This window comes from Streptomyces sp. NPDC057543 (genome assembly GCF_042801895.1).
Lineage (GTDB): Bacteria > Actinomycetota > Actinomycetes > Streptomycetales > Streptomycetaceae > Streptomyces.
In genome coordinates this window covers 12,967-37,405 of record NZ_JBHVFF010000046.1, presented here as the reverse complement: position 1 = coordinate 37,405, position 24,439 = coordinate 12,967, and the positions used below count along the sequence as shown (strand labels likewise).

27 protein-coding genes and 6 pseudogenes are annotated in these 24,439 nt (G+C 68.6%); 24 read left to right on the top strand and 9 right to left on the bottom strand.

Annotated features, from left to right (window positions below):
- Positions 1 to 786, bottom strand: a 786-nt coding sequence (locus ACFU8Q_RS11085; RefSeq protein WP_384451019.1) for a copper resistance CopC family protein, incomplete at its 3' end; no start/stop codon positions are given.
- A gap of 149 nt (positions 787 to 935) precedes the next feature.
- Positions 936 to 1,484: pseudogene (locus tag ACFU8Q_RS11080) on the bottom strand (transposase); the annotation flags it as partial.
- A 3-nt stretch (positions 1,485 to 1,487) separates the two neighbouring features.
- Here ACFU8Q_RS11080 and ACFU8Q_RS11075 point away from each other — a divergent pair.
- The 6 genes and pseudogenes from ACFU8Q_RS11075 to ACFU8Q_RS11050 all read left to right on the top strand — a co-directional run.
- Positions 1,488 to 1,731 (top strand): annotated as a pseudogene (locus ACFU8Q_RS11075) (transposase); the annotation flags it as partial.
- Positions 1,732 to 1,841: 110 nt separating this feature from the next.
- A complete protein-coding gene (locus ACFU8Q_RS11070) occupies positions 1,842 to 2,060 on the top strand; it encodes a hypothetical protein (protein WP_384451028.1) in 219 nt (72 codons plus the stop codon).
- A gap of 186 nt (positions 2,061 to 2,246) precedes the next feature.
- Positions 2,247 to 2,384, top strand: a complete 138-nt coding sequence (locus ACFU8Q_RS11065; protein WP_384451016.1) for a hypothetical protein — start codon at positions 2,247 to 2,249, stop codon at positions 2,382 to 2,384.
- Positions 2,381 to 3,616 carry an NAD(P)/FAD-dependent oxidoreductase gene (locus ACFU8Q_RS11060; RefSeq protein ID WP_384451014.1) on the top strand — a complete coding sequence of 412 codons (1,236 nt, stop codon included), beginning with the start codon at positions 2,381 to 2,383 and terminating at the stop codon, positions 3,614 to 3,616. Before ACFU8Q_RS11065 ends, ACFU8Q_RS11060 begins: the two co-directional genes overlap by 4 nt.
- Before the next feature lie 766 nt (positions 3,617 to 4,382).
- On the top strand, positions 4,383 to 4,811 hold the full coding sequence (locus ACFU8Q_RS11055) for an ATP-binding protein (protein WP_384451011.1): 429 nt from the start codon (positions 4,383 to 4,385) through the stop codon (positions 4,809 to 4,811).
- A 126-nt stretch (positions 4,812 to 4,937) separates the two neighbouring features.
- Positions 4,938 to 5,441: a LuxR C-terminal-related transcriptional regulator gene (locus ACFU8Q_RS11050; RefSeq protein ID WP_384451008.1), complete on the top strand. Its 504-nt coding sequence runs from the start codon at positions 4,938 to 4,940 to the stop codon at positions 5,439 to 5,441.
- Here ACFU8Q_RS11050 and ACFU8Q_RS11045 read toward each other — a convergent pair.
- Complete coding sequence (locus ACFU8Q_RS11045; protein WP_384451005.1) at positions 5,425 to 6,210, bottom strand: zf-HC2 domain-containing protein; 786 nt, start codon at positions 6,208 to 6,210, stop codon at positions 5,425 to 5,427. The two genes, ACFU8Q_RS11050 and ACFU8Q_RS11045, sit on opposite strands and share 17 nt — an antisense overlap.
- A gap of 25 nt (positions 6,211 to 6,235) precedes the next feature.
- Positions 6,236 to 6,838, bottom strand: a complete 603-nt coding sequence (locus ACFU8Q_RS11040; RefSeq protein WP_384451003.1) for a sigma-70 family RNA polymerase sigma factor — start codon at positions 6,836 to 6,838, stop codon at positions 6,236 to 6,238.
- Positions 6,839 to 7,618: 780 nt separating this feature from the next.
- Here ACFU8Q_RS11040 and ACFU8Q_RS11035 point away from each other — a divergent pair.
- The 9 genes from ACFU8Q_RS11035 to ACFU8Q_RS10995 all read left to right on the top strand — a co-directional run bounded on the left by ACFU8Q_RS11035 (position 7,619) and on the right by ACFU8Q_RS10995 (position 13,006).
- Positions 7,619 to 7,927: a plastocyanin/azurin family copper-binding protein gene (locus tag ACFU8Q_RS11035; RefSeq protein WP_384451001.1), complete on the top strand. Its 309-nt coding sequence runs from the start codon at positions 7,619 to 7,621 to the stop codon at positions 7,925 to 7,927.
- A complete protein-coding gene (locus ACFU8Q_RS11030; protein ID WP_384450998.1) occupies positions 7,924 to 8,412 on the top strand; it encodes a hypothetical protein in 489 nt (162 codons plus the stop codon). Before ACFU8Q_RS11035 ends, ACFU8Q_RS11030 begins: the two co-directional genes overlap by 4 nt.
- Before the next feature lie 116 nt (positions 8,413 to 8,528).
- On the top strand, positions 8,529 to 9,359 hold the full coding sequence (locus ACFU8Q_RS11025) for an ATP-binding cassette domain-containing protein (RefSeq protein WP_384450996.1): 831 nt from the start codon (positions 8,529 to 8,531) through the stop codon (positions 9,357 to 9,359).
- Positions 9,242 to 9,526, top strand: coding sequence for an ATP-binding cassette domain-containing protein (locus ACFU8Q_RS11020; protein WP_384451025.1), 285 nt, complete (start codon positions 9,242 to 9,244; stop codon positions 9,524 to 9,526). The genes ACFU8Q_RS11025 and ACFU8Q_RS11020 overlap by 118 nt, the downstream gene beginning before the upstream one ends.
- A gap of 668 nt (positions 9,527 to 10,194) precedes the next feature.
- The gene (locus ACFU8Q_RS11015) at positions 10,195 to 10,713 is read left to right on the top strand and encodes a cupredoxin family copper-binding protein (RefSeq protein WP_384450993.1); all 519 of its coding nucleotides are present in this window, start codon (positions 10,195 to 10,197) and stop codon (positions 10,711 to 10,713) included.
- Positions 10,710 to 11,660, top strand: coding sequence for a metallophosphoesterase family protein (locus tag ACFU8Q_RS11010; RefSeq protein ID WP_384450990.1), 951 nt, complete (start codon positions 10,710 to 10,712; stop codon positions 11,658 to 11,660). The genes ACFU8Q_RS11015 and ACFU8Q_RS11010 overlap by 4 nt, the downstream gene beginning before the upstream one ends.
- The gene (locus ACFU8Q_RS11005) at positions 11,657 to 12,115 is read left to right on the top strand and encodes a hypothetical protein (protein WP_384450987.1); all 459 of its coding nucleotides are present in this window, start codon (positions 11,657 to 11,659) and stop codon (positions 12,113 to 12,115) included. The genes ACFU8Q_RS11010 and ACFU8Q_RS11005 overlap by 4 nt, the downstream gene beginning before the upstream one ends.
- Positions 12,112 to 12,435 carry a hypothetical protein gene (locus ACFU8Q_RS11000; RefSeq protein WP_384450984.1) on the top strand — a complete coding sequence of 108 codons (324 nt, stop codon included), beginning with the start codon at positions 12,112 to 12,114 and terminating at the stop codon, positions 12,433 to 12,435. Before ACFU8Q_RS11005 ends, ACFU8Q_RS11000 begins: the two co-directional genes overlap by 4 nt.
- A 58-nt stretch (positions 12,436 to 12,493) precedes the next feature.
- Positions 12,494 to 13,006 (top strand): DUF6529 family protein, encoded by a 513-nt coding sequence (locus ACFU8Q_RS10995; RefSeq protein WP_384450981.1) that lies wholly within the window; start codon positions 12,494 to 12,496, stop codon positions 13,004 to 13,006.
- A gap of 70 nt (positions 13,007 to 13,076) precedes the next feature.
- Here ACFU8Q_RS10995 and ACFU8Q_RS10990 read toward each other — a convergent pair.
- Positions 13,077 to 13,405, bottom strand: a pseudogene (locus ACFU8Q_RS10990) (Tn3 family transposase); the annotation flags it as partial.
- 251 nt (positions 13,406 to 13,656) lie between these two features.
- Here ACFU8Q_RS10990 and ACFU8Q_RS10985 point away from each other — a divergent pair.
- Both ACFU8Q_RS10985 and ACFU8Q_RS10980 read left to right on the top strand, forming a co-directional pair.
- On the top strand, positions 13,657 to 13,980 hold the full coding sequence (locus tag ACFU8Q_RS10985) for a hypothetical protein (protein WP_384450978.1): 324 nt from the start codon (positions 13,657 to 13,659) through the stop codon (positions 13,978 to 13,980).
- Positions 13,981 to 14,134: 154 nt separating this feature from the next.
- Positions 14,135 to 14,302, top strand: a pseudogene (locus ACFU8Q_RS10980) (site-specific integrase); the annotation flags it as partial.
- Between the two features lie 43 nt (positions 14,303 to 14,345).
- Here the strand turns inward: ACFU8Q_RS10980 and ACFU8Q_RS10975 are convergent.
- A complete protein-coding gene (locus ACFU8Q_RS10975) occupies positions 14,346 to 15,281 on the bottom strand; it encodes a LysR family transcriptional regulator (protein ID WP_384450975.1) in 936 nt (311 codons plus the stop codon).
- A 140-nt stretch (positions 15,282 to 15,421) separates the two neighbouring features.
- Here ACFU8Q_RS10975 and ACFU8Q_RS10970 point away from each other — a divergent pair, with 140 nt between their 5' ends.
- Both ACFU8Q_RS10970 and ACFU8Q_RS10965 read left to right on the top strand, forming a co-directional pair.
- On the top strand, positions 15,422 to 16,666 hold the full coding sequence (locus tag ACFU8Q_RS10970; protein WP_384450973.1) for an MFS transporter: 1,245 nt from the start codon (positions 15,422 to 15,424) through the stop codon (positions 16,664 to 16,666).
- Positions 16,667 to 16,758: 92 nt separating this feature from the next.
- A complete protein-coding gene (locus ACFU8Q_RS10965; RefSeq protein ID WP_384450970.1) occupies positions 16,759 to 17,358 on the top strand; it encodes a cysteine hydrolase family protein in 600 nt (199 codons plus the stop codon).
- 268 nt (positions 17,359 to 17,626) lie between these two features.
- Here ACFU8Q_RS10965 and ACFU8Q_RS10960 read toward each other — a convergent pair whose 3' ends face one another.
- From ACFU8Q_RS10960 to ACFU8Q_RS10950, 3 genes are read right to left on the bottom strand one after another with little or no spacing between them, the layout of a single operon-like run.
- Complete coding sequence (locus ACFU8Q_RS10960) at positions 17,627 to 17,980, bottom strand: UBP-type zinc finger domain-containing protein (protein WP_266751264.1); 354 nt, start codon at positions 17,978 to 17,980, stop codon at positions 17,627 to 17,629.
- Positions 17,977 to 19,440 carry an ATP-binding protein gene (locus tag ACFU8Q_RS10955; RefSeq protein WP_384450967.1) on the bottom strand — a complete coding sequence of 488 codons (1,464 nt, stop codon included), beginning with the start codon at positions 19,438 to 19,440 and terminating at the stop codon, positions 17,977 to 17,979. Before ACFU8Q_RS10955 ends, ACFU8Q_RS10960 begins: the two co-directional genes overlap by 4 nt.
- Positions 19,437 to 21,113, bottom strand: coding sequence for an FAD-dependent oxidoreductase (locus tag ACFU8Q_RS10950; RefSeq protein ID WP_384450965.1), 1,677 nt, complete (start codon positions 21,111 to 21,113; stop codon positions 19,437 to 19,439). Before ACFU8Q_RS10950 ends, ACFU8Q_RS10955 begins: the two co-directional genes overlap by 4 nt.
- A 266-nt stretch (positions 21,114 to 21,379) precedes the next feature.
- Between ACFU8Q_RS10950 and ACFU8Q_RS10945 the strand changes: the two genes are divergently transcribed.
- From ACFU8Q_RS10945 to ACFU8Q_RS10925, 5 genes and pseudogenes are all read left to right on the top strand, one after another.
- Positions 21,380 to 21,508 (top strand): NAD-dependent epimerase/dehydratase family protein, encoded by a 129-nt coding sequence (locus ACFU8Q_RS10945; RefSeq protein ID WP_384450962.1) that lies wholly within the window; start codon positions 21,380 to 21,382, stop codon positions 21,506 to 21,508.
- Positions 21,495 to 21,790, top strand: a pseudogene (locus ACFU8Q_RS10940) (LysR family transcriptional regulator); the annotation flags it as partial. The gene ACFU8Q_RS10945 and the pseudogene ACFU8Q_RS10940, both read left to right, overlap by 14 nt.
- A 404-nt stretch (positions 21,791 to 22,194) precedes the next feature.
- On the top strand, positions 22,195 to 22,575 hold the full coding sequence (locus ACFU8Q_RS10935; RefSeq protein WP_384450961.1) for a hypothetical protein: 381 nt from the start codon (positions 22,195 to 22,197) through the stop codon (positions 22,573 to 22,575).
- A 9-nt stretch (positions 22,576 to 22,584) separates the two neighbouring features.
- The gene (locus tag ACFU8Q_RS10930) at positions 22,585 to 23,619 is read left to right on the top strand and encodes a CPBP family intramembrane glutamic endopeptidase (RefSeq protein WP_384450958.1); all 1,035 of its coding nucleotides are present in this window, start codon (positions 22,585 to 22,587) and stop codon (positions 23,617 to 23,619) included.
- A gap of 231 nt (positions 23,620 to 23,850) precedes the next feature.
- Positions 23,851 to 24,090 (top strand): annotated as a pseudogene (locus ACFU8Q_RS10925) (LysR family transcriptional regulator); the annotation flags it as partial.
- Positions 24,091 to 24,439 lie beyond the last annotated feature (349 nt).

Here is a 24,439-nt window from a genome sequence, read left to right as displayed (position 1 = left end):
CAGGACGCGGAGGCGCCCGTCCCGCCAACCGGCACCGACGGCCACGCCGACGGCAGGCAGCACCAGCCCGGCCAGCCGCCACCGGCCGGGCGCACCGGCGGTCAGCAGGGTGCCCACCGCGCCCATGCGCCCGGTGGCGATCTCGGCGGCCGACACGGCGGCGACGAACAGCCCGGCCAGCGCCATCACCGGCCCGGCCACCGCCACCGCCCCGACCCGGGCTGCGGGCACACCGGCCTGCTGCGCACGGCGCGCCAGCAGCCCGGTGCCGGTCCACGACAGCAGGCCCAGTAGCCCGGCCCACCGGCCGACCAACCCGGCCCAGCCCTCGGTCGCGGTCGGCCCGGCCGCCACCGACCCGGCGCCCGCCGGCGCGGTGCCGATCCCGAACTGGTAGCTGCCGTGCAGCACGTGCCCGTCGTCCAGAGCGACACTGGTCCACCGCACCGTGTACACACCCGGCGTGAGTGCGCCCAGCCGCCGCTGCATCGCCAGCCCGTCACCGGCGACCGGCCGCGTCGCACCGACCCCGGCCTCCCGGCCGCGAGCGTCGGTGACATCGACATGGCTCAACCGCAGGTTCAACGATTCGTCGAAGCGCAGCACCACCGCCGCCGGAGCCTGCGGCAGCCCGGTCCCCGGCGCCGGACTCGCCGACACCAAACTGGCATGCGCGAACGCGGGCACCGCCGACGCGAGCAGTATCAGCAGCGCGGCCACAACGGCCCACCGCACCCGACACAGCAAGCCGCCGGTGCGGTCACGCGGCGCTCCGTAGCTGGCCATGCGATCCATTCGCGCCTTCCAAGCCGATGCCGCAAAGGCCCCAAAAGGGACACGTCCGCAACGATCGCACGGTTCAAGAGGGCGAACGTTGCCGATACGGCACTAGGCGCGGGTCTGTCAATCGAGCGGTGTATCGAGGGTGGTTGGGGTTACTGACGGGCTGCGGAGAGCCGGCCGTCGAAGGTGATGTCGAAGGCGTTCAGGGCGGTCTTCCAGCGCATGGTCCAGCGGGCCTGACCTCGGCCGGTGGGGTCCAGGGACATGACCGCCATGTAGACGCACTTCAGGGCGGCGGTCTCGTTGGGGAAGTGTCCGCGGGCCTTGACCGCCCGGCGGATCCGCGCGTTCACCGATTCGATCGCGTTCGTCGTGCAGACGATGCGGCGGATCTCGGTGTCGAAGCGGAGGAACGGGGTGAATTCCTCCCAGGCGTTCTCCCAGAGCCTCACGATCGCCGGATACTTCCTGCCCCAGGCGTTGGCGAATTCGGCGAACCGGTCGAGGGCAGCCTCCTCGGTCGGCGCCGTGCAGACGGGCTTGAGGAGCTTGGCGATCTTGTCCCAGTCCTGGCGGGCGGCATAGCGGAAGGAGTTCCGCAGCAGGTGGACCACGCAGGTCTGCACGACCGTGCGGGGCCAGACGGTCTCGACCGCGTCGGGCAGGCCCTTCAGACCGTCGCAGACGAGCATGAGGACGTCGCCGCGCAGAACCAGCTCTGGCTGGAGATCGTCCAGATCGCACTCGACCCGCTGGCCTGGATCCCAATGCTCGCGCTGACCGGCCAGGCTCGGCGGTGGCAGCCCAACCGCTGCGGCAGCTCTCCGCTGCCGCACAGCTGGTCACCACCGGCCCCGCTGCTGCCTGCGGCTCGCCCGTCACTGGCCCTGGGCCGACATGACCACCAGCACGTTCGAGCGACTGCGAGCCCTGCCGAACCCTGGATGATCAGCGGAGAGGCCGGCAGGGTTCGACGTGCGCCGCCCCGCTTGATGGGCGAGCCTTGACCCAGGGAGCCTTTCGCGTCTCGCCACGCCCGTGCCCGGCTAAGGAGGCACATGGTGTCCGACACTCTCGCCCGGCTCTCCGCGCCCGGGGTGTCGATCTGGTTGGACGACTGGCGGGTCTCGATCGGGGTCGACCCGCGGCTGGCACATGACAGCGCGCGCACCGTCGCCGAGGCCCGGGCGCTGTGGTGGCTGGTGGCGGACCAGCCCAATGGCTGGAGCGGGCCGGAGCCAGGCCGCAGTGGCTGTTGTAGGCGTCCACGGGCGTGAAGCACCCGGCATACGACGCCACGCGGTACGTCGTGGACCTGGTTGCCCCGGGCGTGGTCAGCACCATGCCGGAGGCGCTGCCGCCGAGCACCGCGCGGTTCCGGTCGGCAGTATCCGCGACATCTACGGCGGAGCGCGCAAAGGCTGGAGGAACTCGCCTCCCTCGGTGTCGATTACGCCGACGTCGTGCAGGTGCTGGAGGACGAGGGCATGGAGAGGCCCGACGCCAGCTGGAATGAGTTGGTCGAGAAACTCGCGGTCGGCCCGCACGAATCCGACAGCGGCCAGCCCCACGGCAGAGACCGCAGCAGGGAGAAGGCGTGATGGCTCAATCCACGTTCGTGATCGTCGGGGCGAGCCTGGCCGGAGCCAAGGCCGCTGAAGCGCTACGCGGGAACGGCTTTGACGGCCGGATCCTGCTCATCGGGGACGAGCCGGACCCACCGTATGAGCGTCCTCCACTGTCCAAGAGCTACCTCATGGGCAAGCAGGAGCGCGAAACGATCTTTGTCCATCCGTCGCAGTGGTATGCCGATCAGGGCATCGATCTGCGGCTGAACACCCTCGTCACGGCCATCAACCGCGATCGGAAGGCGGTCACCGTCTCCGGTGGCAAGACGATCGGCTACGACAAGCTGCTGCTGGTCACCGGCGCCTCCCCGCACCGCCTGGCCATAGCGGGTGCGGACCTCGACAGCGTGCTTTACCTGCGCCGCGTCGGCGACTGCGAGCGCATCCAGCGTACCTTCCGCTCCGCGTCCCGCATCGTCCTCGTCGGCGGGGGCTGGATCGGCCTGGAGGTGGCCGCCGCCGCACGGGAGGCAGGCGTCGAGGCCACTGTGCTGGTGGCAGGCGAACTGCCACTGCTGCGCGTCCTGGGCCCGCAGATCGCGCCCGTCTTCGCCGACCTCCACCGTGAGCACGGCGTGGACCTGCGGCTCGGTGCGCGGGTCAGCGAGATCGTCGGCGAGGGCGGGAAGACCGCGGGCGTCCGGTTGGCCGACGGCACCCGCATTGACGCGGACGCGGTCGTGGTCGGCATTGGCGCCACTCCCAACACCCAACTGGCCGCCGAATCCGGTCTGCAGGTCAACAACGGCGTCGTGGTCGACGCCTCCCTGCAGACCTCCGACCCGGACATCTACGCGGCCGGCGATGTGGCCAACGCCCTTCACCCGATGTTGGGCAAGCACATCCGCGTGGAGCACTGGGCCAACGCCCTTCACCAGCCTGGGACGGCCGCGCGGTCGATGCTGGGCGAGCCGGCATTCTACGACCGTGTCCCGTACTTCTTCACCGACCAGTACGACCTGGGCATGGAGTACGCGGGCTATGCCGAGCCCGGTAGTTACGAGGACGTGGTGGTGCGCGGCGATCTCGCAAGCCGGGAGTTCATCGCCTTCTGGCTGGCCGACGGTCGCGTCCTGGCCGGCATGAACGTCAACATCTGGGACGTCAACGACCCGATCCAGCACCTGGTCCGCTCCGGCGAGCAGATCGACCGGGACAGGCTCGCCGACCCGGATTTGCCGCTGGAACAGCTGACTGCCGGGTGACGTACGGGCGCGGGCCGCTTCACGGGCTCGTCGGGTGCCCGCCCGCAGGGATGGGCAAGCCGACGATGCCCCAGCGAGGCTGAGTCCCCTGTTTCATGCCCGCTCACTCCGGCCGGTTGCGGCGCTTCAGCCAGCTTCGCATCGGTCAGGTCCGTCGGATACCGGCGTTGCCGATACAGACGGTTGTCCGCGGCCCGATACGCATGCGCGGGGCAATCACGCGACCGGACAGCCGAGTTGGAATCCACCCGCACCGGCGCGGAGGGCTGCGACCAGGGTCTCCTGGAACCTCGAACGGCTTCAACAACCTCGAGCTATCAAGAGGCCCTTCCTCTGTGCGCCGGTCGTCCCACGACCACCCGATCGGGATCGCCGTTCGACCCGCAGCCTCCTCGGCCCACACAACAACGATGTCTTGCACATTCATGCCTAAATCGATCAAAAGGTGTGAGCCTACCGAACCGCATGGCGCCTTCCACCCGTGAAAGTAAACAAGCGCTGGTATTCACGAGATCTCCTCCCCACCCCTTCTCTCCCCACCCGCAAGGAGTGAGCTGACATGACACAGCTACTCGCGACAGACGGCCACGGCGTCCGCGACCCTCGTCTCCACACCACATGCCGAAGCGCCCGGCGGACCACGGCCATCAGCCTCCGGCGACAACGTCGCAGCCGCTACCCGCACTCTTCATCGCTCCCCTCGCCCCGCGTTCCGCTCCCAGGTCCACCCTGCCGCCTCCGCGCCTCCAAAGAAGAGCAGAAGCCCATGTTTGCAACCAACTCAACCATCACGAGTCCGCTGCCCCCGCGAGGCTGCCGCCGCGAGGCGCTGCTCACCCTGCCGGCGCAGGAAGCACATGTCTCCGCCGCCCGTCACTTCACAGCGGACCTGTTGGAGAACTGGAGCATCCCCCAAAACGAGCGGGACTCCGCCGTCCTCATCGTCGACGAACTCGCCGCCAATGCCGCCCGGTACGGCCACGAGTACATGACGGTGCAGCTGGCCGTCGACCATCACACGCTGCACATCGTGGTCGTCGACTCTGGAACTGCCACAGAACGCCCCCACCATGACGTCGCCCCGGACGAACACGGCCGCGGCAACGGCATCGTCGAACACCTCGCAGAATCGACCGAGGTTCATCAAGCTCTGAACGGCCGCGAAGTCCACGCCTGTCTTCAGTGCTCGGCGTGACCGAGCCCAGTGAGGCTTCGGTTACTACGTCAGCGCGTCGCTCACCTGCCGACCGCGACGATCCGCAGGTCGCGACCGTGATCCAGCGGATGCTTTCCATAAACCCCTGGCCATGCGGCCCAGGCGTTGCTGCCAGCGGGGACTCGAAGGCGAAATGATCGATGTGATACGCCCGCCAGCGGCGGCCTCCCCGACACCGGCACGAACGGGTACCCCGCCAAGGGCGCGCCCCCGGAGCAGCCTCCACGGCCCTGCAGGCCTCGGCCGAAGGTCATTCCGTCTTCGCCCCGTCGTCACGAGCCACCTCATCGATGTCGTCATCCGCGCGCCCTCCTCCCTGACGAACCCGCCCGACACAGCACCGTTAGCAAACACCAGTTCGTCGTACTGCGGCTTCTCACTCAGGGCCTCTCCCACACCGACATCGCCACCGCGACGCACATGATCGAGGGCACCGTCAAAGGCCATGCAATCCAGGTAGTCGCCAGGCTCGGAGTGGAGCGCCAAACGCACCGAAGCCGCGCACATCGCCTTCAGCGCGGGGCTCGGTGGCGACGAGCGCTGGCGCGGCCCATCAATGCCGGCCACATGGTGCCGGCCGGTCGCGGCCTTCTCACGCCGGGATGGTGAGGAGCTTCTGGCCGTTGCCGGCGTAGATGTCGAAGTGACTGATCGTTCCTGGGGACATGGGTACCGTCCCGGAAATCATGGCGCCGCCCGGGTACCTGCCCGCCTGCCAGGTGGCGGCGGTCGCCGTGGCGCCCGTGACCCCGACCGCTTGCAGCCTGCACGTGATTCCGGGGGGCGCTCCCTTGGCCGAGACCTGCAGGGCGCTGCCCCAGGCAGCGGGCGAGACCTTCACCGAGGCGGACACGCCGGTGGCGGGGTCGCTTGCGGACAAGGTGCGGTACGGGGCCGGTGACGTCGCTGCGGGCTGTGCCACCTGGCTGCTCGTGGTCGCGACGGTAGCCAGCCACGTGCCGCCCGACGCTGCCGCCGCGATGAGCGTCGTGGCCGCGGCGACCCCAACCAGCTGCCTCCGCCAAACGGTACGACGTCGGGACGCGGCCTGCTGGAGCAACCGGTCGAGCCGGCTTCGCTCGGTTCGCTGCGGTAGGGCAGCGGTCGCAGGCTGCGGCTGCGCGGTTGCGGCGGCCCGCCGTACGAGCCGGTCGGCCAGTTCCTCGCTCGCTGCGGGCGCAGCCTCACCCGCGGCCTCGGCCTCGGCCTCGCTGACCTTCGCGAGCAGCGCGGGCAACCCCGCCAGTTCGGCGTGCTCGGCCCGGCACTCGTCGCATTCCGCAAGGTGGGCGCGTACCTGCTCCGTCTCCGCCGGGGAAAGCGTGCCCAGCACGTACCCGCCCAGGGAGAACCGGATGGCGTCACGGTCGGCATTCATGTTTCGCACCTCCTCCACGCCGCTGTCACGGCTCGATGCCCCGTTCCTGCAGCGCCAGCCGCAGCGCCTTCAAGGCGTAGTACGTCCGCGACTTCGCGGTGCCTACCGGAATGTCGAGCACCTTCGCGGCCTCGACCATCGTCCGGCCCCTGTAGTACGCCTCCAGCAGCACGGCCCGGTGTTCCGGGGACAGGGTCCGGATGGCGTCGGCCACCGCCCAGCTTTGCAGCGCCTGCTCGATCTCGTCTTCCGCGGGCGTCCGCTCCGCGACCCGTTCCAGTGCCTCGCCACCGACCTCGGTCGGCCTGGCCCGGCGGGCCCGGTGGGCGTCGACGACCAGATGCCGGGCAACCGTACACAGCCACGCCCGGGCCGGACCGCGTTCGGGATCGAACGCCGCAGGGTGCTGCCAGGCCCGCAGCAGTGTCTCCTGCACGACATCCTCGGCCCATTGCCAGTCCCCTGAGGTCAATCGCAGGACGAAGTGGAACAGCGGCCCGGCATGCTCGGCGTACAGCGTGCGGAGCAGTTCCTCGTCCGCGCGGGAAATGGTCCCCGTATCAGAGACACGTTTCCCGGAGCGGTCCGGTTCACTCGCTGAACCGTGCTTCGGAAGGCTCCACGGCATAGCGCGATCATCGCATATTCCGCAAATCACGCAAATGTGGCAAAAGGTGCTTACGCGCCGAACCGCACGACCCTCGGCGCCCGTGGAACCAGACAAGTACTGATCCCCAGGTTCCCCCTCCAGCCCACAGGAGTGAGCCGAGATGACCGAGATGATTCCGCTGCCCCTCCGGGCCTGCCCCACCGTGCGGCCCATGCGCACGCGGCACGACCTCGTGCTGCGGCTCCACGACGCGCTCCACTCGCATGGCGGATTCACCGCCCGCGTCCCGCCGGGCTCCCTTGTCATCACGTACAGCGGCTACGCCGTCGCAACCGACGCCGCCCGCGTCCAGCTACCGGCGCACGCCGCGTCCGTCGTGCTCAGCCGAGCCGTCGGCATGCCGCTCAGCTGGCATCCCCACCATCCGGGCCGTCCGCGCACGGCAGCACAGCAGCCGCATCGACCGGGAACCCGTGGAGGTCTTCGACCTCGAGTCACGGCGCGGAACACCGACCGGATGACCGACCACCGCCCCCGCCCGGCTCCCATCGCGGGCCGATCAGTAGAGAGCACACACCCATGCACCTGAACTCCCTTCCCTCACCTCGACGGTCGCTCGCGGCAGCCGGCCTGGTCGTTGCCACCGTGGGCACGCTGGGACTGCTCAGCGCCTGCGGCGGATCACCGCCCTCCTCCTCCGCTGGTTCCCACAGTGCCGCCATCACGCCCGGCTCGGGCCAGAGCCGGGCCGGAAGGCCCAGCGCCAGGGGGACAGGGGGCGCCCCGAGCTCCCCGGCGATGCCCGGAACGCGCACTCCCGCGAGCTCTCCCGCCGCAACGGCACCGGTGGTCGGGAACACGGTGACGATCCGGAACTTCGCGTTCGCACCGGCCAGCCTGAAGATCAAGGTGGGTACGACAGTGACCTGGACCAACAAGGACACCGACGCCCACACCGTAACCAGCTCCGGATCGGGCGGGCCCTTGCGCTCGGCACCACTGACGACCGGCGCCACCTTCCGTTACACGTTCACCAAAGTCGGCACCTATACCTACTTCTGCTCCATCCATCCCTTCATGACCGCGACCGTAGAGGTGACCTCATGAACCAGTACCCGGACGAGCACGGCGAGGCGCCGGGCGCCGTCCTCGATCAGCCGGCCGGCGACCACGGCATGACAAGAATCGCCTCCGCGAGGCGTCCGGCCTTCGCCATTCGCCTGGCCATCGCCGCCACACTCACCGGGAGCGGTTACATCCATGCCCAGCTCTACCTGGACGGGTATCGCTTCATCCACGTCGTCGGCGACCTGTTCCTGCTCCAGGCGAGCGCCGCCTTCGCGGTCGCGGTCCTGATGCTGTTCGCAGCACCGGTGCTGCTCAGGGCCGCGGCTGCCGGCGTCGCGCTCGGTGCTCTCGCCGGGTTCACCGCTTCCCGCACGATCGGTGTGTTCGGGTTCACCGAACACGGTCTGCTGCCTGCCCCCCAAGCCCTGCTCAGCGTCCTGCTGGAAACCGGCACTCTGCTGATCCTTGCGGCCTGGCAGGCAGCCACGACGGCCCGTCGTCCTGTAGCACCCAACGTCCCGTAGATCTCAGCGAAGGACTCCTCGCCCCACGGGGCTGCGGGCCTGTCAGGAGTACCGATGAAAGAGTTGTTCACGGCTAAGTGGAGCCACGTCACACGCACAGTGCCCGATGTGAGGCAGTGCCGACTCGGCGCACCGTCCGTGCCCTCCGGGTGCCGTTGCTGGAGCTGGCGACGGCGGGCGGCACCGCGCTACTGGTGTGGATCGGCGGATCGGGAGTGCTGAATCACTGGTGGAGCGTTGGCCAGCTGGTAGTGGCGGTCAGCTATCTCAACAGCATGGTCTCGCCGATCAAGTCGCTCTCCCGTCTCTCCGTCATCTTCGCCCAGGGCCAGGCCTCCGGCGAGCGCATCCTGGGCATCCTCGACGAGCCGCGCAGCCCAGCGGGGAGCGAGGCCGGGCTGCCCGTTCGAGCGGCCGGCCGGATCGACTTCCGGTGCGTCTCGATGGCCTACGGGTCCCGGCCCGCGCTGGGTGGCCTGGACCTGACCGTCCTGCCCGACGAACGGGTCGCGCTGACCGGCCCGAACGGCGTCGGCAAGTCCACCTCACTCGCTCTGATCGCGGGCCTGTATCCGCCCACCCTCGGTTCGGTGGCGATCGACGGCCGTGCGGCCACCGAGCTCCCGGAGCCCTGGCTGCACCGGCAGGTCTCGGTCGTACTCCATGACACCTACCTGTTCCCCGGCACCCTGGCCGAGAACATCCGCTACGCGCGACCGGACGCCGACGACGCCGATGTGGCCGTGGCGCCCGGGCCGCGCTCGTCACCGACTTCGCGCAGCACCTTCCGGACGGTCTCGCCACCCGGGTCGGTGACCGCGGGACCGGCCTGTCGGGCGGCCAGCGCCAGCGCGTGGGCATCGCCCGTGCGCTGCTCGCCGACGCGCCCATCGTCCTGCTGGACGAACCGACGTCCGGCCTGGACGCCGACGCCGAACTGCTGGTGATCGACGCTCTGCGGCGGCTGGTCGCAAGCCGGACGGTGGTCATGACCACGCACCGCCCAGCACTGCTGGGCATGGCGACCCGCACGGTCCGGCTCACTGCGACACCGCCCACGTCGGGAGGCCGGAACGAGGTCCCGTGCCGGACGGCCGTCCGCATCGTCGGCTAGGGTCGCGGCTTCGACGGCACCGCCCCCACCAGTCGCTCCACGAACGACCTCCCCAAGCCGCCGAGACCGGCCGGGGAGTCTCCCGTAGCCCCGCTCGGCAACCGCGTCCTGCGCACCCCAACAGCCTGGAGGGTGGCACTCCGCGACTTCCTCGGCGTCGCGGTCGATCGACGCCGTGGATTCGCGTTCGATCGCGTAACTACGCGCTACTGGTGCGATCGGCGGCACCGCCCGGTCCCCTACCGATGTGAGCCACTGATTCCCCTGATCACATGACCGAGGGTGCGTCGGACCAACAGGCGATCGCGGCTCCGGCGCGCATGACGCCATCGGGTGCGGGTGTCGGCTGACGGTGCAGCAGGTCTTCGGTCGGGTCGAAGTGCCGTGTTTGTCCGCCCTCGCCCGCGGTCCAGTACGGACACCGCGGAAACTCGCCTGGCCCCAGGCGTACTGCTACCCGCCGTCGCAGTGAAACAACGAAGACTTCGCTGTGGGATTCGTTTCGCTGAATGAAATCTACTGACCCCCACCTAAAGTGACCCACCGGGTTATGCCTCTTCAAATGCCCCGGGGGCATAACCCATTCGCCTATCTGCCTGAAACAGGCAGATCCCGGATCGGTCTTGGATCACACCCGCCCGTGCGGCGGCGAATGCGTAGAAGGAACGATGACCACGAATACGAACTCCTCTGTGCTGGTCCGGCGGTCACGCACGTGCCTGGCCGCTTTCGCCGTTGCCGGAGCGCTGGGACTGCTCAGTGCGTGCGGCGGATCGTCACAGACCAAACCAGCGGGCGCACTGAGTCCCGGCACTGGCCAGACCCTGCCTGGAACGCCCGGTGTCTCCGGAACGGGCGGTACGGTCACCCCACCACCAAGCACGCCCTCGACCTCACCTACCGCCGGCCAATCGTCCGCTCCGGCGGCTGCCAACGCGGTGACGATCAAGAACTTTGCGTTCTCCCCGGCCAAACTGACGGTCAAGGCGGGCACGAAGGTGACCTGGACCAACACCGACCCCGACACTCACACCGTCACCAGCAAACAAGGAACGGGCGGGCCGCTGAAGTCGAAGGGCCTGGCCACCAACGCCACCTACAGCTACACCTTCACCAAACCCGGCACCTACGCCTACTTCTGCACCATCCACCCGTTCATGACCGCCACTGTGGAGGTGACCCCATGACCGAACCCACACATGACTCCAACGGCGACGGCGAGCACGGTATGAGCCGCCGCCAGCTCATGCGGCACTCCGCCTGGTTCGGTGGCGCCGTCATCCTGACAGTCACCGGGGGAGAGGTGATCAGCCATATCGCCGGTTCGCCGGACCCCACTCCGGCAGGCAGCGCAGACCTGCGATTCGTGCAGGTCTCCGACAGCCACATCGGCTTCCATGGCCCGCCCAACATGAATGTCGCCGGAACGTTCAGCGCAGCGCTCACCCAGATCAACTCCCTCGGGTTCCGACCCGACTTCGTCATGCACAGCGGCGACCTGACACACCTTTCCACCCCCGCCCAATTCGACCAGGTCAAGCAGATGCTGTCGCAGCTGCGCACGGACCGGATCTTCACCGTGCCGGGTGAGCACGACTCGATCGGAGACAACGGACGCGCATACCGACAAACCTTCGCCAAAAACACCCTCGGCGACGGCTGGTACAGCTTCGACACCCATGGTGTGCACTTCATCGCGCTGGTCAACACTCTGCACCTTGAGCGACTCGGCCACCTGGGCAGCGATCAGATCGACTTCGTCCGCAAGGACATCGCCGGCCTGTCATCGGACACCCCAATCGTCGTCTTCAGTCACATCCCGTTGTTCGCGATGTATCCGAAGTGGGGCTGGGGCACCGACGATGCCGTGCAGGTGCTGTCGATGCTGCGCCGTTTCTCCTCAGTCACGTGCCTCAACGGGCACGTCCACCAGTTGTTCACCAAGACCGAGGGCAACATCACCTTCCACTCGGCCGCCCCCACCTGCTACCCGTTTCCCAAACCCGGCCACGGCCCCGGCCCCATTCCGCAGGTGCTGCCCGCCGGACGCCTCAAGGACGCGCTTGGCATCCGCACCGTCAACCACCGGCAGGGCACCCACGCACTGGCGGTCAAGGACGAGAAACTCACATGAACACCTGGAGTCTGCCCGCCCTCGCCCTGCGCTTGGTGCTCGCTGCCACGCTCGCGGCAAGCGGATACATCCACGCCCAGCTCTACATCGACGGGTACCGCTTCATCCACGTCATCGGCCCGTTGTTCCTGCTTCAGGCCGGCGCCGCCTTCGCGGTTGCCGCACTTCTCCTGTTCGCGGCACCCCTGCTACTCCGAATCGCCGCCGCCGCGATCGCCATTGGCGCGCTCGCCGGGTTCGCCACATCCCGCACCATCGGATTGTTCGGATTCACCGAAAGCGGCCTGCAGCCTGCCCCACAGGCACTGCTCAGCCTCATCGCCGAGACGCTCACCCTGCTGACTGTCGTGGTCTGGCAGGCGTTCGAGGTCCGGCGACACCGTGGCACCCGGCCGCACCATGACGAGACCAGCCGAGTGCGGCCCGACCTCCGCACCATGGCACCGGACAGGTGAACCAGACACCGACGCACCTCCGCCCGCACATCGGCCCGCAACGCGTGGAGAACCTGTTGAGAAACCCTCGCCTCGCGACCGGCTCGGTCGCCGCTGACGCCATGCGCGCCACGGTGCACATCGGTTGCTCCGGCGGCAGAAGGACGACGATCGGCGTGAGCCCACAGCCCGCACCGGCGGTGGTCGCATCCGCCCGCACCGATCCTCGCTTTGCCTCCGCGCCGTCGGTCCGCACCACCGGCACTTCCAGCGCCGCGCTCGGCATCACGTGGTGTGCCGTCCAGCTCCAGGGCGGCAAAATCGAGAGCGGGGGCGGCTGATCACGTGGACGGTCTCGCTCACCCTGTCAACAACCGACGGCTTCAAGGCGTCCTGTGGATGCTCCTGCCCGTGGCGGTCATGGTCGGCCTCTACTGGTACGGCCGGGTACACACCCCCGCCTACGAGAACAGCCTCTTCGGGCAGCGCGGCGACGACGCCAGACTGCTCAAGGCCCAACTCGGCTCCGCACTGCTGGGCCTGGCGCTGATTCAGCTACTTCTCGCCCTCTGGATGTACGGCCGCCTGCCCGCGCTGCGAACCGCACCGCACCGGGTCAACACGACGCACCGCCTCATCGGTCTGACCGCCTTTCTCCTCTCCCTCCCCATCGCTCAGCACTGCATCACCACCTACGGCGTCCAGCTGACCGACACTCGCGTGGCGCTGCACTCGCTCACCGGCTGCTTCCTCTACGGGGCCTTCGTCGCCAAGGTCATCGTGGTCCGCCACCGCCACTGGCCCAGCTGGGCACTCCCTCTGGCTGGAGGCACCCTCGTCACCGCGATCGCCCTGATCTGGTATGCCGCCGCCCTCTGGTACCTGAACGGCTTCCAGGCACCCGGCCTGTGAGCAGAGCGCGAGACGTCTCTCCCGGCGGCCAACGGCGGCCCCGGCCGGACCGACAACATCGCGGTGAGCGAGCGTCGCCGAGCGGGGTGGGGCGTCCGTCGCAAGAGAGCATGCGGATGACGTCGTACGCGCGCACGGCTCCGGTGTGGATGGAACCGATGATGCGAAGGATGTCATCCCAATGGCGTTCGATACGGGCGAGGTCGACCCGGCCGCGGGCGGCGTCCTGGAAGGCGCCGTAGTCGGTGGTGCGGTCGATGCGCCACATCTTCTGGTCGGGCAGGTCCGCCAGCTGCGGCGCGTACGCGAACCCGGCCAGGGTCAGCAGTCCGAAGACGATGTCGCTGTAAGAGGCGGTGTCGGTGACGATCATCTCGGGCGCTTGCCACCGTCGCGGTCGTCCGCTCGATCGAAGTCACAAGTCCCGCCCCAGGCCCAGAGATCAGTCAGTATCAGCACCAACGACCTTCGGCCGAATGGGTGACGGCTAACACTGGTCGGACACCAAGATCAAGTATTGGCGGCTTTTGGCCTTACCTCGGCGCTACCCCTAGTCAGTTAATCGTGTCTCGGCTCTGCGTAAGAGATGTGTTCTGCCTCCCAAACCCGGAATGATCTCGGGGATTCCAACCACCAGCTCAGGAGCACTTGTGCCCAGCAATGAAGCAGAGTCCACCACCTCGGCCACCGACGAAGGAGGGCAGCGTGGTCCGCTGCGGATCACGGTACCGCCACTGCCTCCTGCCGCCGTCGACGCCCGCGACAAGCTACTGGCAGCCATCAGCAATGAAGCCCAACGCGTTGCGGGGCAGTTCGCTGGCCAGGCATCCGGGCCGCTGGCGGAACTCGCCCGCGCCTACGATCTTGTTGTCACCGGCTCGCCTAGGAGGCTCTACGACCTCTGGTGGGCGGATGGCCTGCCCAAGGAGCCGGGCTCGGAGGATCTGCGCCCCTACGTGTTCCCCCGCGATTGATCGGGGGCGGGGCCGTGACATGACGAGGGCCGCGCGGGTTCTTCGAGTGTGCGAGCCGTCGGAAATCCGGGCGACGGCCATCGACCCGGCTGACACCCTGGTCGTGTCCGTCGTGCGGTTGTGCGCTTCTGGCCGTCCAGCCGTCCGCGAATCGCGGGCGGGGGCCCTGACCCATCTCGGCGAGCAGGGTGCCTCGCTGTTGATGCTGATGGCGAAGTCCCGGCACAAGAAGCCGGAGAACGTCCGCCGCTACTTCAAGCCCTCCCCGGAGGCGATCGCCGAGCTGACCAGCCTGCTCGCCCCCGGCGACGCCCGCCGTTGACCGCCTGCGCCGGGCGGGGCTGGCCGCACGGGCGGGGAGCCGTTCAGCGAGGAATCACCCAGCCCGGTGCCCAGGTCCCGGCCGCGTCTTGGCCGGCCGTTGTAGCGGCGAGGTGGGCGCGGAGGGTGGCCAGCGCTGGATGGGGGTTGTCGCGGTGCCAAAGGAGCGAGTGCGGGTAGACGGGCGTCGGGTCGGTCACCGGGATGCGGCGCAGGCCGTGGTCGGCGGGCCAGATGAGGCGGGTGTGCTCGCCCATGAAGGTGGCCAGGGCCGGGGTGTCGGAGATGGTGTCGAGGAGCGCGTCGGAACCGAAGTTGGGGCCGGTCACCTCGATCGTGAGGCCGAACTCGGCCACGAGATCGTCGTAGTAGGCGCCCCACTCGGTACCGGGGGCGATGCCGGGCATCCAGATCCGGTGCCCGGTGAGCTGGGCGACGGTCACCGACCGGGCGCCCGCCAGTGCGTGGGCGGGGCCGGTGAGGAGCTGGAGCGGCTCGTCGAGCACCCGGACGGCCTCGATGTCCTCGGGAAGGGGCCGGCCGGGCGCGGCGACGGCGCGGAAGGACGCGTCGATCGCACCGGAGCGAATGGCGGTGACGGCCGTCTCGATGTCGAACAGCATCATCACGTCGAGGTCGATCTCGGGGTGTGCGCGGTGGAAGCCGCGCATCAGGCTCGACTGCGCGCTGCGCGAGGCGATCACGTCGACGCGCAGCGGACGGCGGCCGGGGCGCACGGACGCGCCCGCACGCTCGGCGACGCGCAGCAGCTCGCGTGCGTGGGGCAGGAACGCCTGCCCATCGATGGTGAGCTCGGCGCCACGGGGGGCACGGGTGAACAGCCGCACGCCGAGGTCGTGCTCCAGCGCGGCGATGCGTTTGGAGACGGCCTGCGGGGTGATCGACAGGTCGGTGGCGGCTTTCTGGAACTGGCCCGCTTCCGCGACGGCGACAAAGGTACGTACTGCTTCGAGGTCCACGCCGACCCACCTTAGTGAACAACTGGTGGTTGTGGATTGCTGGCAGGTCAGTTGTTTGACCTGCCGTTGTCCTGCCCGCTTACCTCTCATTGGTCAACGTCAGTTTGTTCGGGTGGGATCTCAAGGGGAGTGCGCTGAGCATGGTGGGCAGGAGACGGTTGGGCCGGCAGTTCGGCTGGCTGTGGGCGTCATATGCGGTGAGCGCGTATGGGTCCGGGCTGGGATTCGGGGCGTTGCCGCTGATCGCCGTGCTGGTGTTGCATGCCGGACCCGCTGAGGTGTCCGCGCTGTCCGCGGTGGGGCCTGCGGTGGGCGCGCTGATCGCGGTGCCGCTCGCGCCATGGGTGGAGTTCCGGCGCAAGCGCCCGGTCATGATCATGATGGACCTGGCCCGGTTTGCGGCCATGACGACGGTCCCGGTCGCCTACGCTTTCGGTTGGCTCAGTTTCGTCCAGCTGCTCGTGGTCTCGGCCGTCGTCGCCGCAGCCAAGATCACCTTCAACGCGGCCAGCGGCGCCTACCTCAAGGCCCTCGTGCGGCCGGACGACCTGCTCGTCGCCAACGCGCGGTTCGAGTCAACGAACTGGAGCTCCATCGCGGTCGGGCCACCGCTCGGCGGGGCGGCGATCGGCCTGTTCGGGCCGGTCATCACCGTGGTGGCCGACGCGCTCAGCTACCTGCTCTCCGCGCTGGGCATCACCGCGATTCGCGGCCACGAAGAAGCGCCGCGAACGACCGATAAGAGCCCGCTCCGGGCGGGCGCACTGCTCGACGGCTGGCGACACATCATGGGCCACCCCGGTCTGCGGCCGCTCTACCTCAACCAAATACTCGTCGCCGGCCTGATCATGGCCACCGAACCGCTGCTGGCCGTGCTCCTCCTCCGCCAGCTCGGATTCCCACCCTGGCAGTACGCCCTCGCCTTTGCCGCCCCCTGTCTCGGCGGACTCATCGGCTCCCGGCTGGCCCGCCGTGTCGTGGCCCGCTACGGCCAGCACTGGGTCTTCCGGACCGTCGGCACCCTGCGCGCCATCTGGCTGATCGGCCTGGCCTTCGTCCGTCCCGGCGTCGTCGGCCTCGTCACCGTGATGGCCGTCGAGCTGGCAATCATCATCAACATGAGCCTGTACAGCCCGGTGCTCGCCACCTACCGGCTCGAACACACCCCCAAACATCTCGTCGCACGCACCCTGTCGGCCTGGTCGATCGGCCAGCAGGCCTCCATCGCCGTCCTCACCGCACTCGCCGGGCTGCTCGCCGACGTCACCAGCCCACGCACCGCTCTCACGGCCGCAGGACTGCTCATCCTGACCACACCACTCCTGCTTCCCCGACAGGACCAGACGGCGCAGCACGAGCCGGAACTGTCCCGCAGCCACTCATGAGGCACCACAACTTGCCACCCGCAGGCCGCAGCCGGTCCGCCGGTGCGCGTCCGCGTCGACCTGGCACACCACCGGTTAAGGAGAACACTCGCGTGAACACTGCCCCCGCGCTTGACCCCACCCACACCGCGCTTCTCGTCATGGACTACCAGCCCGCGATCCTGGCCTTTGTGCCCGAAGGCGAGGACCGCAACGCCCTGCTCGGTCGTGTGGAAGGGGCCATCGCCGACGTTCGCGCAAATGGCGGCACCATCGCCTACGTACGCGTCGGCTTCACCGATGCCGACTGGGACGCGATCCCGGCCTCCAACAAGCCCTTCGCCCCGCTGGCCCAACACCGCGTCATGCACCACGAGGACCCCGCCGCTGCCATCCATGAGCGCCTGGCTCCTCAGGACGGCGACATCGTCGTGCGCAAAATCCGCTACGGCGGCATGTCCACCACCGACCTCGACCAGCAGCTACGCGAGCGCGGCATCACCACTCTGGTCGTCTCCGGCATCAGCACCAGCGGCGCCGTCCTGTCCACCGTCATCGACGCGGCCGACCGCGACTACCAGCTCTACGTCCTGTCCGACGGCGTCGCCGACCCAGACACCGAAGTCCACAACGTCCTGCTCCACCATGTCTTTCCCTCACGGGCCCACATCATCGACACCACCGAGCTGCACACCCTGCTCCGGGCTGACTGACTCGAACCAGGAGCCGATCCCACCCGCGGCCGCCGCCCCCACCCGGTATGGCGGCCGCCCACACCCCCAGTGCCGACCCAGCAGCAGCCCGGAGCTTCACCGCCGCCTACCGCACCCGCCGCCACTCCTGGCCGCCGCGACCTCACACGCTCTAGCTGGAGAGTGTTGCGCTGCGGGCGGGCTGTTGGGTGACCGATAGGGTCTGCACCCTTGTTCAAGCCGCAGATGTGCGTATATATGCCTATCTTGGTCATCCCGCCGCTGGTTCTCAGGGATGGAGAAGGTCCGGCCAGTTCTGCGGGACACGGTCGGCCGGTCCCGGGGTCGGCTGGGCGGCCGGGTGGCTGGTCGGCGGGGCCAGTTCGGGTCCGGACTCGTACAGGACGTCCGTGGCGTAGTTCCAGTACCACTCCTCACCCGGCTCGAAGCTCTGTACCACGGGATGCCCAGAGGACTTCCAGTGGGCGGTGGCGTGCTGGGCCGGTGACGAGTCGCAGCAGCCGATGTGGCCGCACTGCGCGCAGCGCCGGAGGTGGAACCACCAGCCCCCCACTGCGTCGCAGTCCGCGCAGCCGGTAGTGCTGGGCGGGACGCTCGCCGCGATGCCGTCGATGTCGGTCATACGGACTCCTCGGTGGTTGTGGTTTCGGTCTCGGGGGCGGTCAGCGGCAGCAGCACCTGGAATCGTGTGTCGCCCGGTATGGACTCGACCTGGAGGCTGCCGTGGTGTTTGTTGACGACGATCCGCCAGCAGATGTCGAGGCCGAGGCCGGTGCCCTCCCCGACGGACTTGGTGGTGAAGAAGGGGTCGAAGATGCGGCTGCGGATGTCCTCGGGGACACCGGGGCCGGTGTCACGGAACTCCACGAGCAGTCGGTCGCCCTCCCTGGCCGTGCGGACCGTCAGGGTGCCGTCGTGGCCCGTGCTGCCGATGGCGGCCACCGCGTTGTCGATGAGGTTGGTCCACACTTGGTTGAGTTCCGCCGGGTAGGCGGGTATTTCGGGGAGGGAACGGTCGTAGTCCTTGACCACCCTCACCCGAGGGCCGATCTTGCCGGACAGCATCAGCAGCGTGCTGTCGAGGAGTTCGTGGACGTCGACGTCCCGGTGAGGGGCGCGGTCGAGCTGCGCGTACTGCTTGGCCGCGTCCACCAGGCGGGAGATGCGGGTGGTGGAGTCGTCGATCTCGTCCATCAGCAGCTCGGTCTCGACCGTGTAGTTGAGCCAGCCGATCGCCCCCGGCAGGATGCCTTCGCCCACGGTCGCCGCGACCTGGTCCAGCCAGTCAGTGTCCAGCCCGGCCTGGACGAAGGCCGGCGCGATCCGCCAGCCCTCCGGGATGCCGTGATCCTCCAGCCAGTCGGCGAGCTCGTCCTCTCGGTCGGACGCCTCCAGAGGGGTCAGCGTTGGTGCCTTGGCGACGCGTTCGGCGGTGCGTTCCTGGATCTCGATGAGCTCGGCGAGTGCCACTCGGGAGTAGCGGCCCTGGGCGATGACCGCCAGTTTGTTCCGCATCCTGCCGACCCGCTCACGCAGCGCCGCGGTGGCGCGGACGGCGGCCGCGGCCGGATTGTTGAGCTCGTGGGTGAGTCCGGCGGACAACGATCCGAGCGCCAGCAGGTGTTCCCGCTGGCCAATGGCCCGCTGGGTGTTCTTGGAGCCGAAGAAGAGCCCCTCCAGCAGGTGCGTCGGCATCGGGAACCACTCCCGCATGACGTCCGCGAACGACTGTGCGGGCAGTACGAAGAACCGGGTGGGTTCGGTCACCCGCATGGAGTTGATGTACGTCTGCGGGACCTGGTCGCCCAGATACGCCTGCATGGCCCCCGCGTACACGCCGCGCTGCGAGGTCCGGCTGACCTCCACATCGTCGCCGCCGACCCGGCGGGACAGTACGACGGTTCCCTCGACCATCACGTAGAAGCAGGTCGCCGGGTCGCCCTCGGTGTACACCGGGCCGGGTTCGAACCGTTCCATCCGTCCCTCGGAGCACAGCCGTCCGAGCTGCTCCGGGGAGAGCTTCTCGAAAAGGAACAGCGAGCCGATCTCGTGCGGGTCGCAGGCCATGACCTGTGCGCTCATGACTGCTCCAGGAAGCGGTGGACGAGTATCACGGCCATGGCTCCCTCTCCTACGGCGGACGCGACGCGCTTCGCGGACCGGGCGCGCGCGTCGCCCGCCACGAACACACCCGGGACGCTGGTCTCCAGGTAGTAGGGCGGCCGGTCCAGTGCCCATTCGGCAGGGGGGCGCCCGTCCGGCGTCAAATCCGGTCCGGCGAGGATGAAGCCGTTCTCGTCGCGCAGCACAGTGCCATCGAGCCAGTCGGTCAGCGGGGCGGCACCGATGAAGACGAACATCCACTGGGCATCGACGACTTCGGTGGCGCCGGTCACGGTATCCCGCAAAATCAGCCGTTCCAGGTGCTTCTCGCCGTGCGCCTCCTCGACGACGGTCCGGGGCCGCACGGTGATGTTCGGGGCCTCGTCGATCTGCTGGATCAGGTAGTACGACATCGACGCTGTCAGGGACTCCCCGCGCACCAGCATGGTCACCGACTTCGCGCCCCGAGCCAGGAACACCGCCGCCTGCCCGGCGGAATTCGCGCCGCCGACGACGTACACGTCCTGGCCCTCACAGGACGACGCCTCGGTGAGGGACGAGCCGTAGTACACCCCGCAGCCGGTCAGCTCGTCGCATCCCGGCGCCCCCAGCTGCCGGTACGACACGCCGGTCGCCAGGATGACGCTGTGCGCGGCGACCGCTGAGCCGTCGGAGAAGCGCACGACGCGCGCCGGACCGTTCACCTCCAGCCCCGTGACCTCGCGAGCGGTGAGGATCTCGGCACCGAAGCGGCTCGCCTGGCGGCGGGCACGATCGGTCAGCTGCGCACCGGACACGCCGTCCGGGAAGCCGAGGTAGTTCTCGATGCGGGAACTCTGGCCGGCCTGTCCGCCGGTCGCCGACCGCTCGACCAGTACGGTCCGCAGCCCCTCGGAGGCCCCGTACACCGCCGAGCCGAGTCCGGCCGGGCCGCCGCCGATGATGACGAGGTCGTAGAAGGCGGCGGTCGGCGTGGTCGCGAGCCCCACGTGGGCGGCCAGTTCGGTCGACTCCGGCTCGATCAGCGCGGTACCGTCCGGCGTGATCACCAGGGGGAGCCGTCGGCCGTCGGCCCCGGCCGCCGCCAGAAGCCTCTGTCCCTCCGGTTCGTCGGAGGAGTACCAGCGGTACGGCACCTGGTTGCGGGCGAGGAATTCGCGCGCCCGCGAGGAGGGGGCGGACCAGCGGTGCCCGACCACCTTCGTGGTGGGGACCGGCCGGTAGTCGCTGGACCGCCAGGCCGTGAGGAGATCGTCCAGGACCGGGTAGAGCTTCTCCTCGGGCGGGTCCCAAGGCTTGAGGAGATAGTGGTCGAGGTCGACGACGTTGATCGCGTCGATGGCAGCGTCGGTGTCGGCGTAGGCGGTCAGCAGCACGCGCCGCGCCCCCGGGTACACGCCGAGGGCCTGTTCGAGGAACTCGATACCGTTCATCTGCGGCATCCGGTAGTCGGCGAGGATCACGGCCACCAGGTCGCCGCGCAGCTTCAGCTCGCGCAGCGCCTCCAGCGCGGATTCGCCGGACTCGGCGCGTACGATCCGGTAGCCGCCGCCGTAGTGGCGCCGCAGGTCGCGGGCGATGGCGCGGGAGACTCCCGGGTCGTCGTCCACTGTCAGGATGACGGTCCGCGTTGCGTCGGTGGCCTGTGCCATACTCCTCCGCCCTACGCGCTTCCGACGGCCGGCACGACGAGCTGCCCGAGCACGCTCCAGACCATCGTATGTTCGATCGAGCCGGACCGCTTCGGCTGCTACGGCCCGTGCGGCCTGGGTGACCTGACGGTGGCAGAGCGCTGCCGAGCCAGAGCACCACCTGGTGTGCCGCCTCAGAGCTCAGCAGCACAGGTACATCACGGGGGCGCCGACTTGCCGGGCACGGCCCGCGTGCGCCGCACACCAAGCCGTCGCAGGCTGGGGGCATGACCCAGTTCGCAGTGGTCGGCGGTACGGGCCTGATCGGATCGCAGGTGGTGAAGAAGCTGAACGCGGCAGGGCACGAGGCCGTGCCGCTGGAGTTCGTCGCCGCGGTCCTGTTCGTGGACCACTGAGGGTGACGTCGTCCGTCTGCCCGCCACCCCGATCCAGCCGATCGCCGCCCAGGACGTCCCCGACGCCGAAGTCGCCGCGGGTACCCCCTGAACGGCACTCTCAACGTCGGCGGGCCCGACGTCTTCCTCCTCGACGACCTCGGACGGATCACCCTTAACGCCCGTCCCGACGGTCGCAGCGTCGTCACCGCCGGCATGTTCGCCGCTGTCAGCGGCGACGTTCTCACCACCATGGGCGACGCCTGTATCGCCCCGACGCACTACACGGACTGGCTCTCCTGACCCAGCCCGCCTACTGGAGGAGGCCTCACCCATGGCGAACAATGAACCGACGGCGGGCGGCGCCGGGAGCCGGCCACGCTCGGAAGCGTGGAAGACGGCGCTTTGGCTGCGAAGTGCCCGAGCTGCCGCAGGTCGTCAGCTGCTCGACGGGAGGTGAGCCGGCCGACCTCGTCCAGGGCGTCATGCCCGATCGCTGCCGCCTGCCGCGGATCACCCTTGGCCATGACCAGGGCAGCCGGCTTGCTTATCGGGTGTCGTGGGAACGCCGCCGCCAGGCACACCTGCCGCCTTCTTCGATCACGGCATCCAGACGGGATTCCATAATTTCCGGCGCCTGACCGTGCCTCTGGGCAGCCGTCCAGGAGTGATCATCTCTCGTGACCCACAGGATGCCTCGCGGCTTCATGTCGCAGATTTCAACAACTTCGCCGTCTTCAACAGCCGCGAGTTCGTGGCGCACGCACGACATCACCGCCGCCCGCCACGACCACGTCCTGGCCCACCTGCGCGCCGCCGGCCTCGGGGCCCTCGGCTTCCGCGGCCTGGACAACGACGTACGTGACCCCGTGATCGTTACCGGCTTCACCGCGACCCGCGCCCACAAGCTCACGTCCGGCCAGAAGGACGCCAACCGCGTTCTTGCCACCGGATGCGTGCCAGCCGGACACGGCTTCGCCCACCTCAAGAACTGGCGGGCCCTCACTAAACTCCGCACCGACCCCGTTCGTGCCACCCACCTCCTGCGCGCTCTGCTGGTCCTGACGAATCTCGAAGTCAACCGCTGACTGTCTTCGATGGGTGGAGAGGTCTCCCTGCAGGAAGGGGAGTCAGCTCCACTGTCGATATGCGCTCCAGCTGGATTCCTCGCTGCTGCGCCGATCCGTAGGTTTCACGTCATGACGCTTTCAACCAGGCACTTACCGCTCGTCAACCGGCGACGTGGTCTGTTCATCTTCCTCGGTGTCGCTTACATCGGCATGTGGGCGGCCATGTCACCACTCCTGGCCAGTGGTTACCAGCGCGGTGACGCACGCGAGGAGACTGGTGCACTGGAGCAGGTGTGCATCGCGGCCGCGATGTTGGCGCCTGCCCTCGCCGCAATCCTCGTCGTCCGCTGGGTCGAGCGCAGCGGCCGGGTGCGAGACACGCTCGCCCTGCGCTGGACGAAGCCCTGGGGGCGTGCTGCACGGGCGTGCCTGATGGCTTTCGTCGTCCCCGCTGGCCTCACCACGGCTGCTCTTGTCATCGGCACCTTCGCCGGCCGCTACCCGTTCGATGGAGTGCACTGGAACGGGCTCGGCTCGTGGGCGGCCGCAGCGGTGCTGAACATGCTGGTGTCGCTTCCGCTGTTCTTCGGCGAGGAACTGGGCTGGCAGGGCTACCTTTTTCCGCGCCTCGCACAGGACGGTGACCGCCGGAGCCTGATACGGGCGTACGCAATTACCGGCGCGGCCTTCGCCCTGTGGCACCTGCCCACGTTGCTGATGGGCGGCCAATACCCAGGTCGGCCCTGGTATGTGTCGGTGCCCGCCATGCTGGTGAGTTGCCTCCTCATCCTGCCAGTCTTCACATGGCTGCGTCTGCGTTCCGGCTCGGTCGTACCCGCCGTCATCGGCCATGCGTTCGTGAGTTCGGTGAGTGTCGCCATGGTCACGGAGTTCGCCGATTCCAAGGCAGCACTGGATCCCCTGCACATGAGCATGGCCGGATGGCCAGGATGGTTCGTCACAGGCGCGTTCGTCGCCTTCCTGGCGCTGACCGGCCGACTCCAGCCATCCTTCTATACGGCCCGAACCGTCCCTCACCCCGCATCGATCCGCAGACTGTAAGTGCGTGTTCTGCGGGGCCGACCACGGGCCGAGCCACCTAGGCCTGGGCAAGGCGGTGCGGGCTGAGAGTCCACGGCCAGGTGCTCATCCACATTGCGTGAACCCGTTGACGTACGCCTGTCCCGCTCGGAAACACGATTCTGGGGCCTGACCTGGAAGTTCCCAGATCGTAGGACTGGCCGGCGCAGCATCTGCGACGATCCTTCGATGCCGCTATCCGTCGTCACCGCGCTGGCCAGCGCGGTGACGGAGGTCGCCGCGGGCGCTCCGCTGAACGGCAGGCGCAACATCGCAGGCCCCGAGATCTTCACCCTGGACGAGCTGGGCCGGATCACCCTCTCCCACAAGGGCGACAACCGCACCGTCGTCACCGACCCCACCGCCGGTATGTTCGCCGCCGTCAAAGGGGACGTCCTCACCGACAAGGACGCTCACCTCGCCCCCACCCGCTACGCCGACTGGCTCTCCTGACTCGCTCGCGCCCCCTCCAGCACGCAGAGCGCACAGAACCCAGCCCTTAGCCTGTCGTGGGTGATGCCACGTACTCCCTACAGGGGCCAGGCGTGGTCTGTGCGGCCTCACGCAGCCAGGGCATCAACCGCGCTGGGCACCGGACTCGCCCGTTGGTTGTGACGGTGCGATGAATCGCTGACGGTTGAGCAGGTCGAGTCGTGGGTTGCGGGGACAGACGGGTTCCGTGCCCGCTGCGCACAGCTTCGCACTGGGAGAACAGCTTCGCGTACTGAGAGTGCTACTTTGTCGCATTTTAAGGTTCCCGATTGTCCATAAGCGGACACGTGGAGCAGGTGAGGCAGGTGGA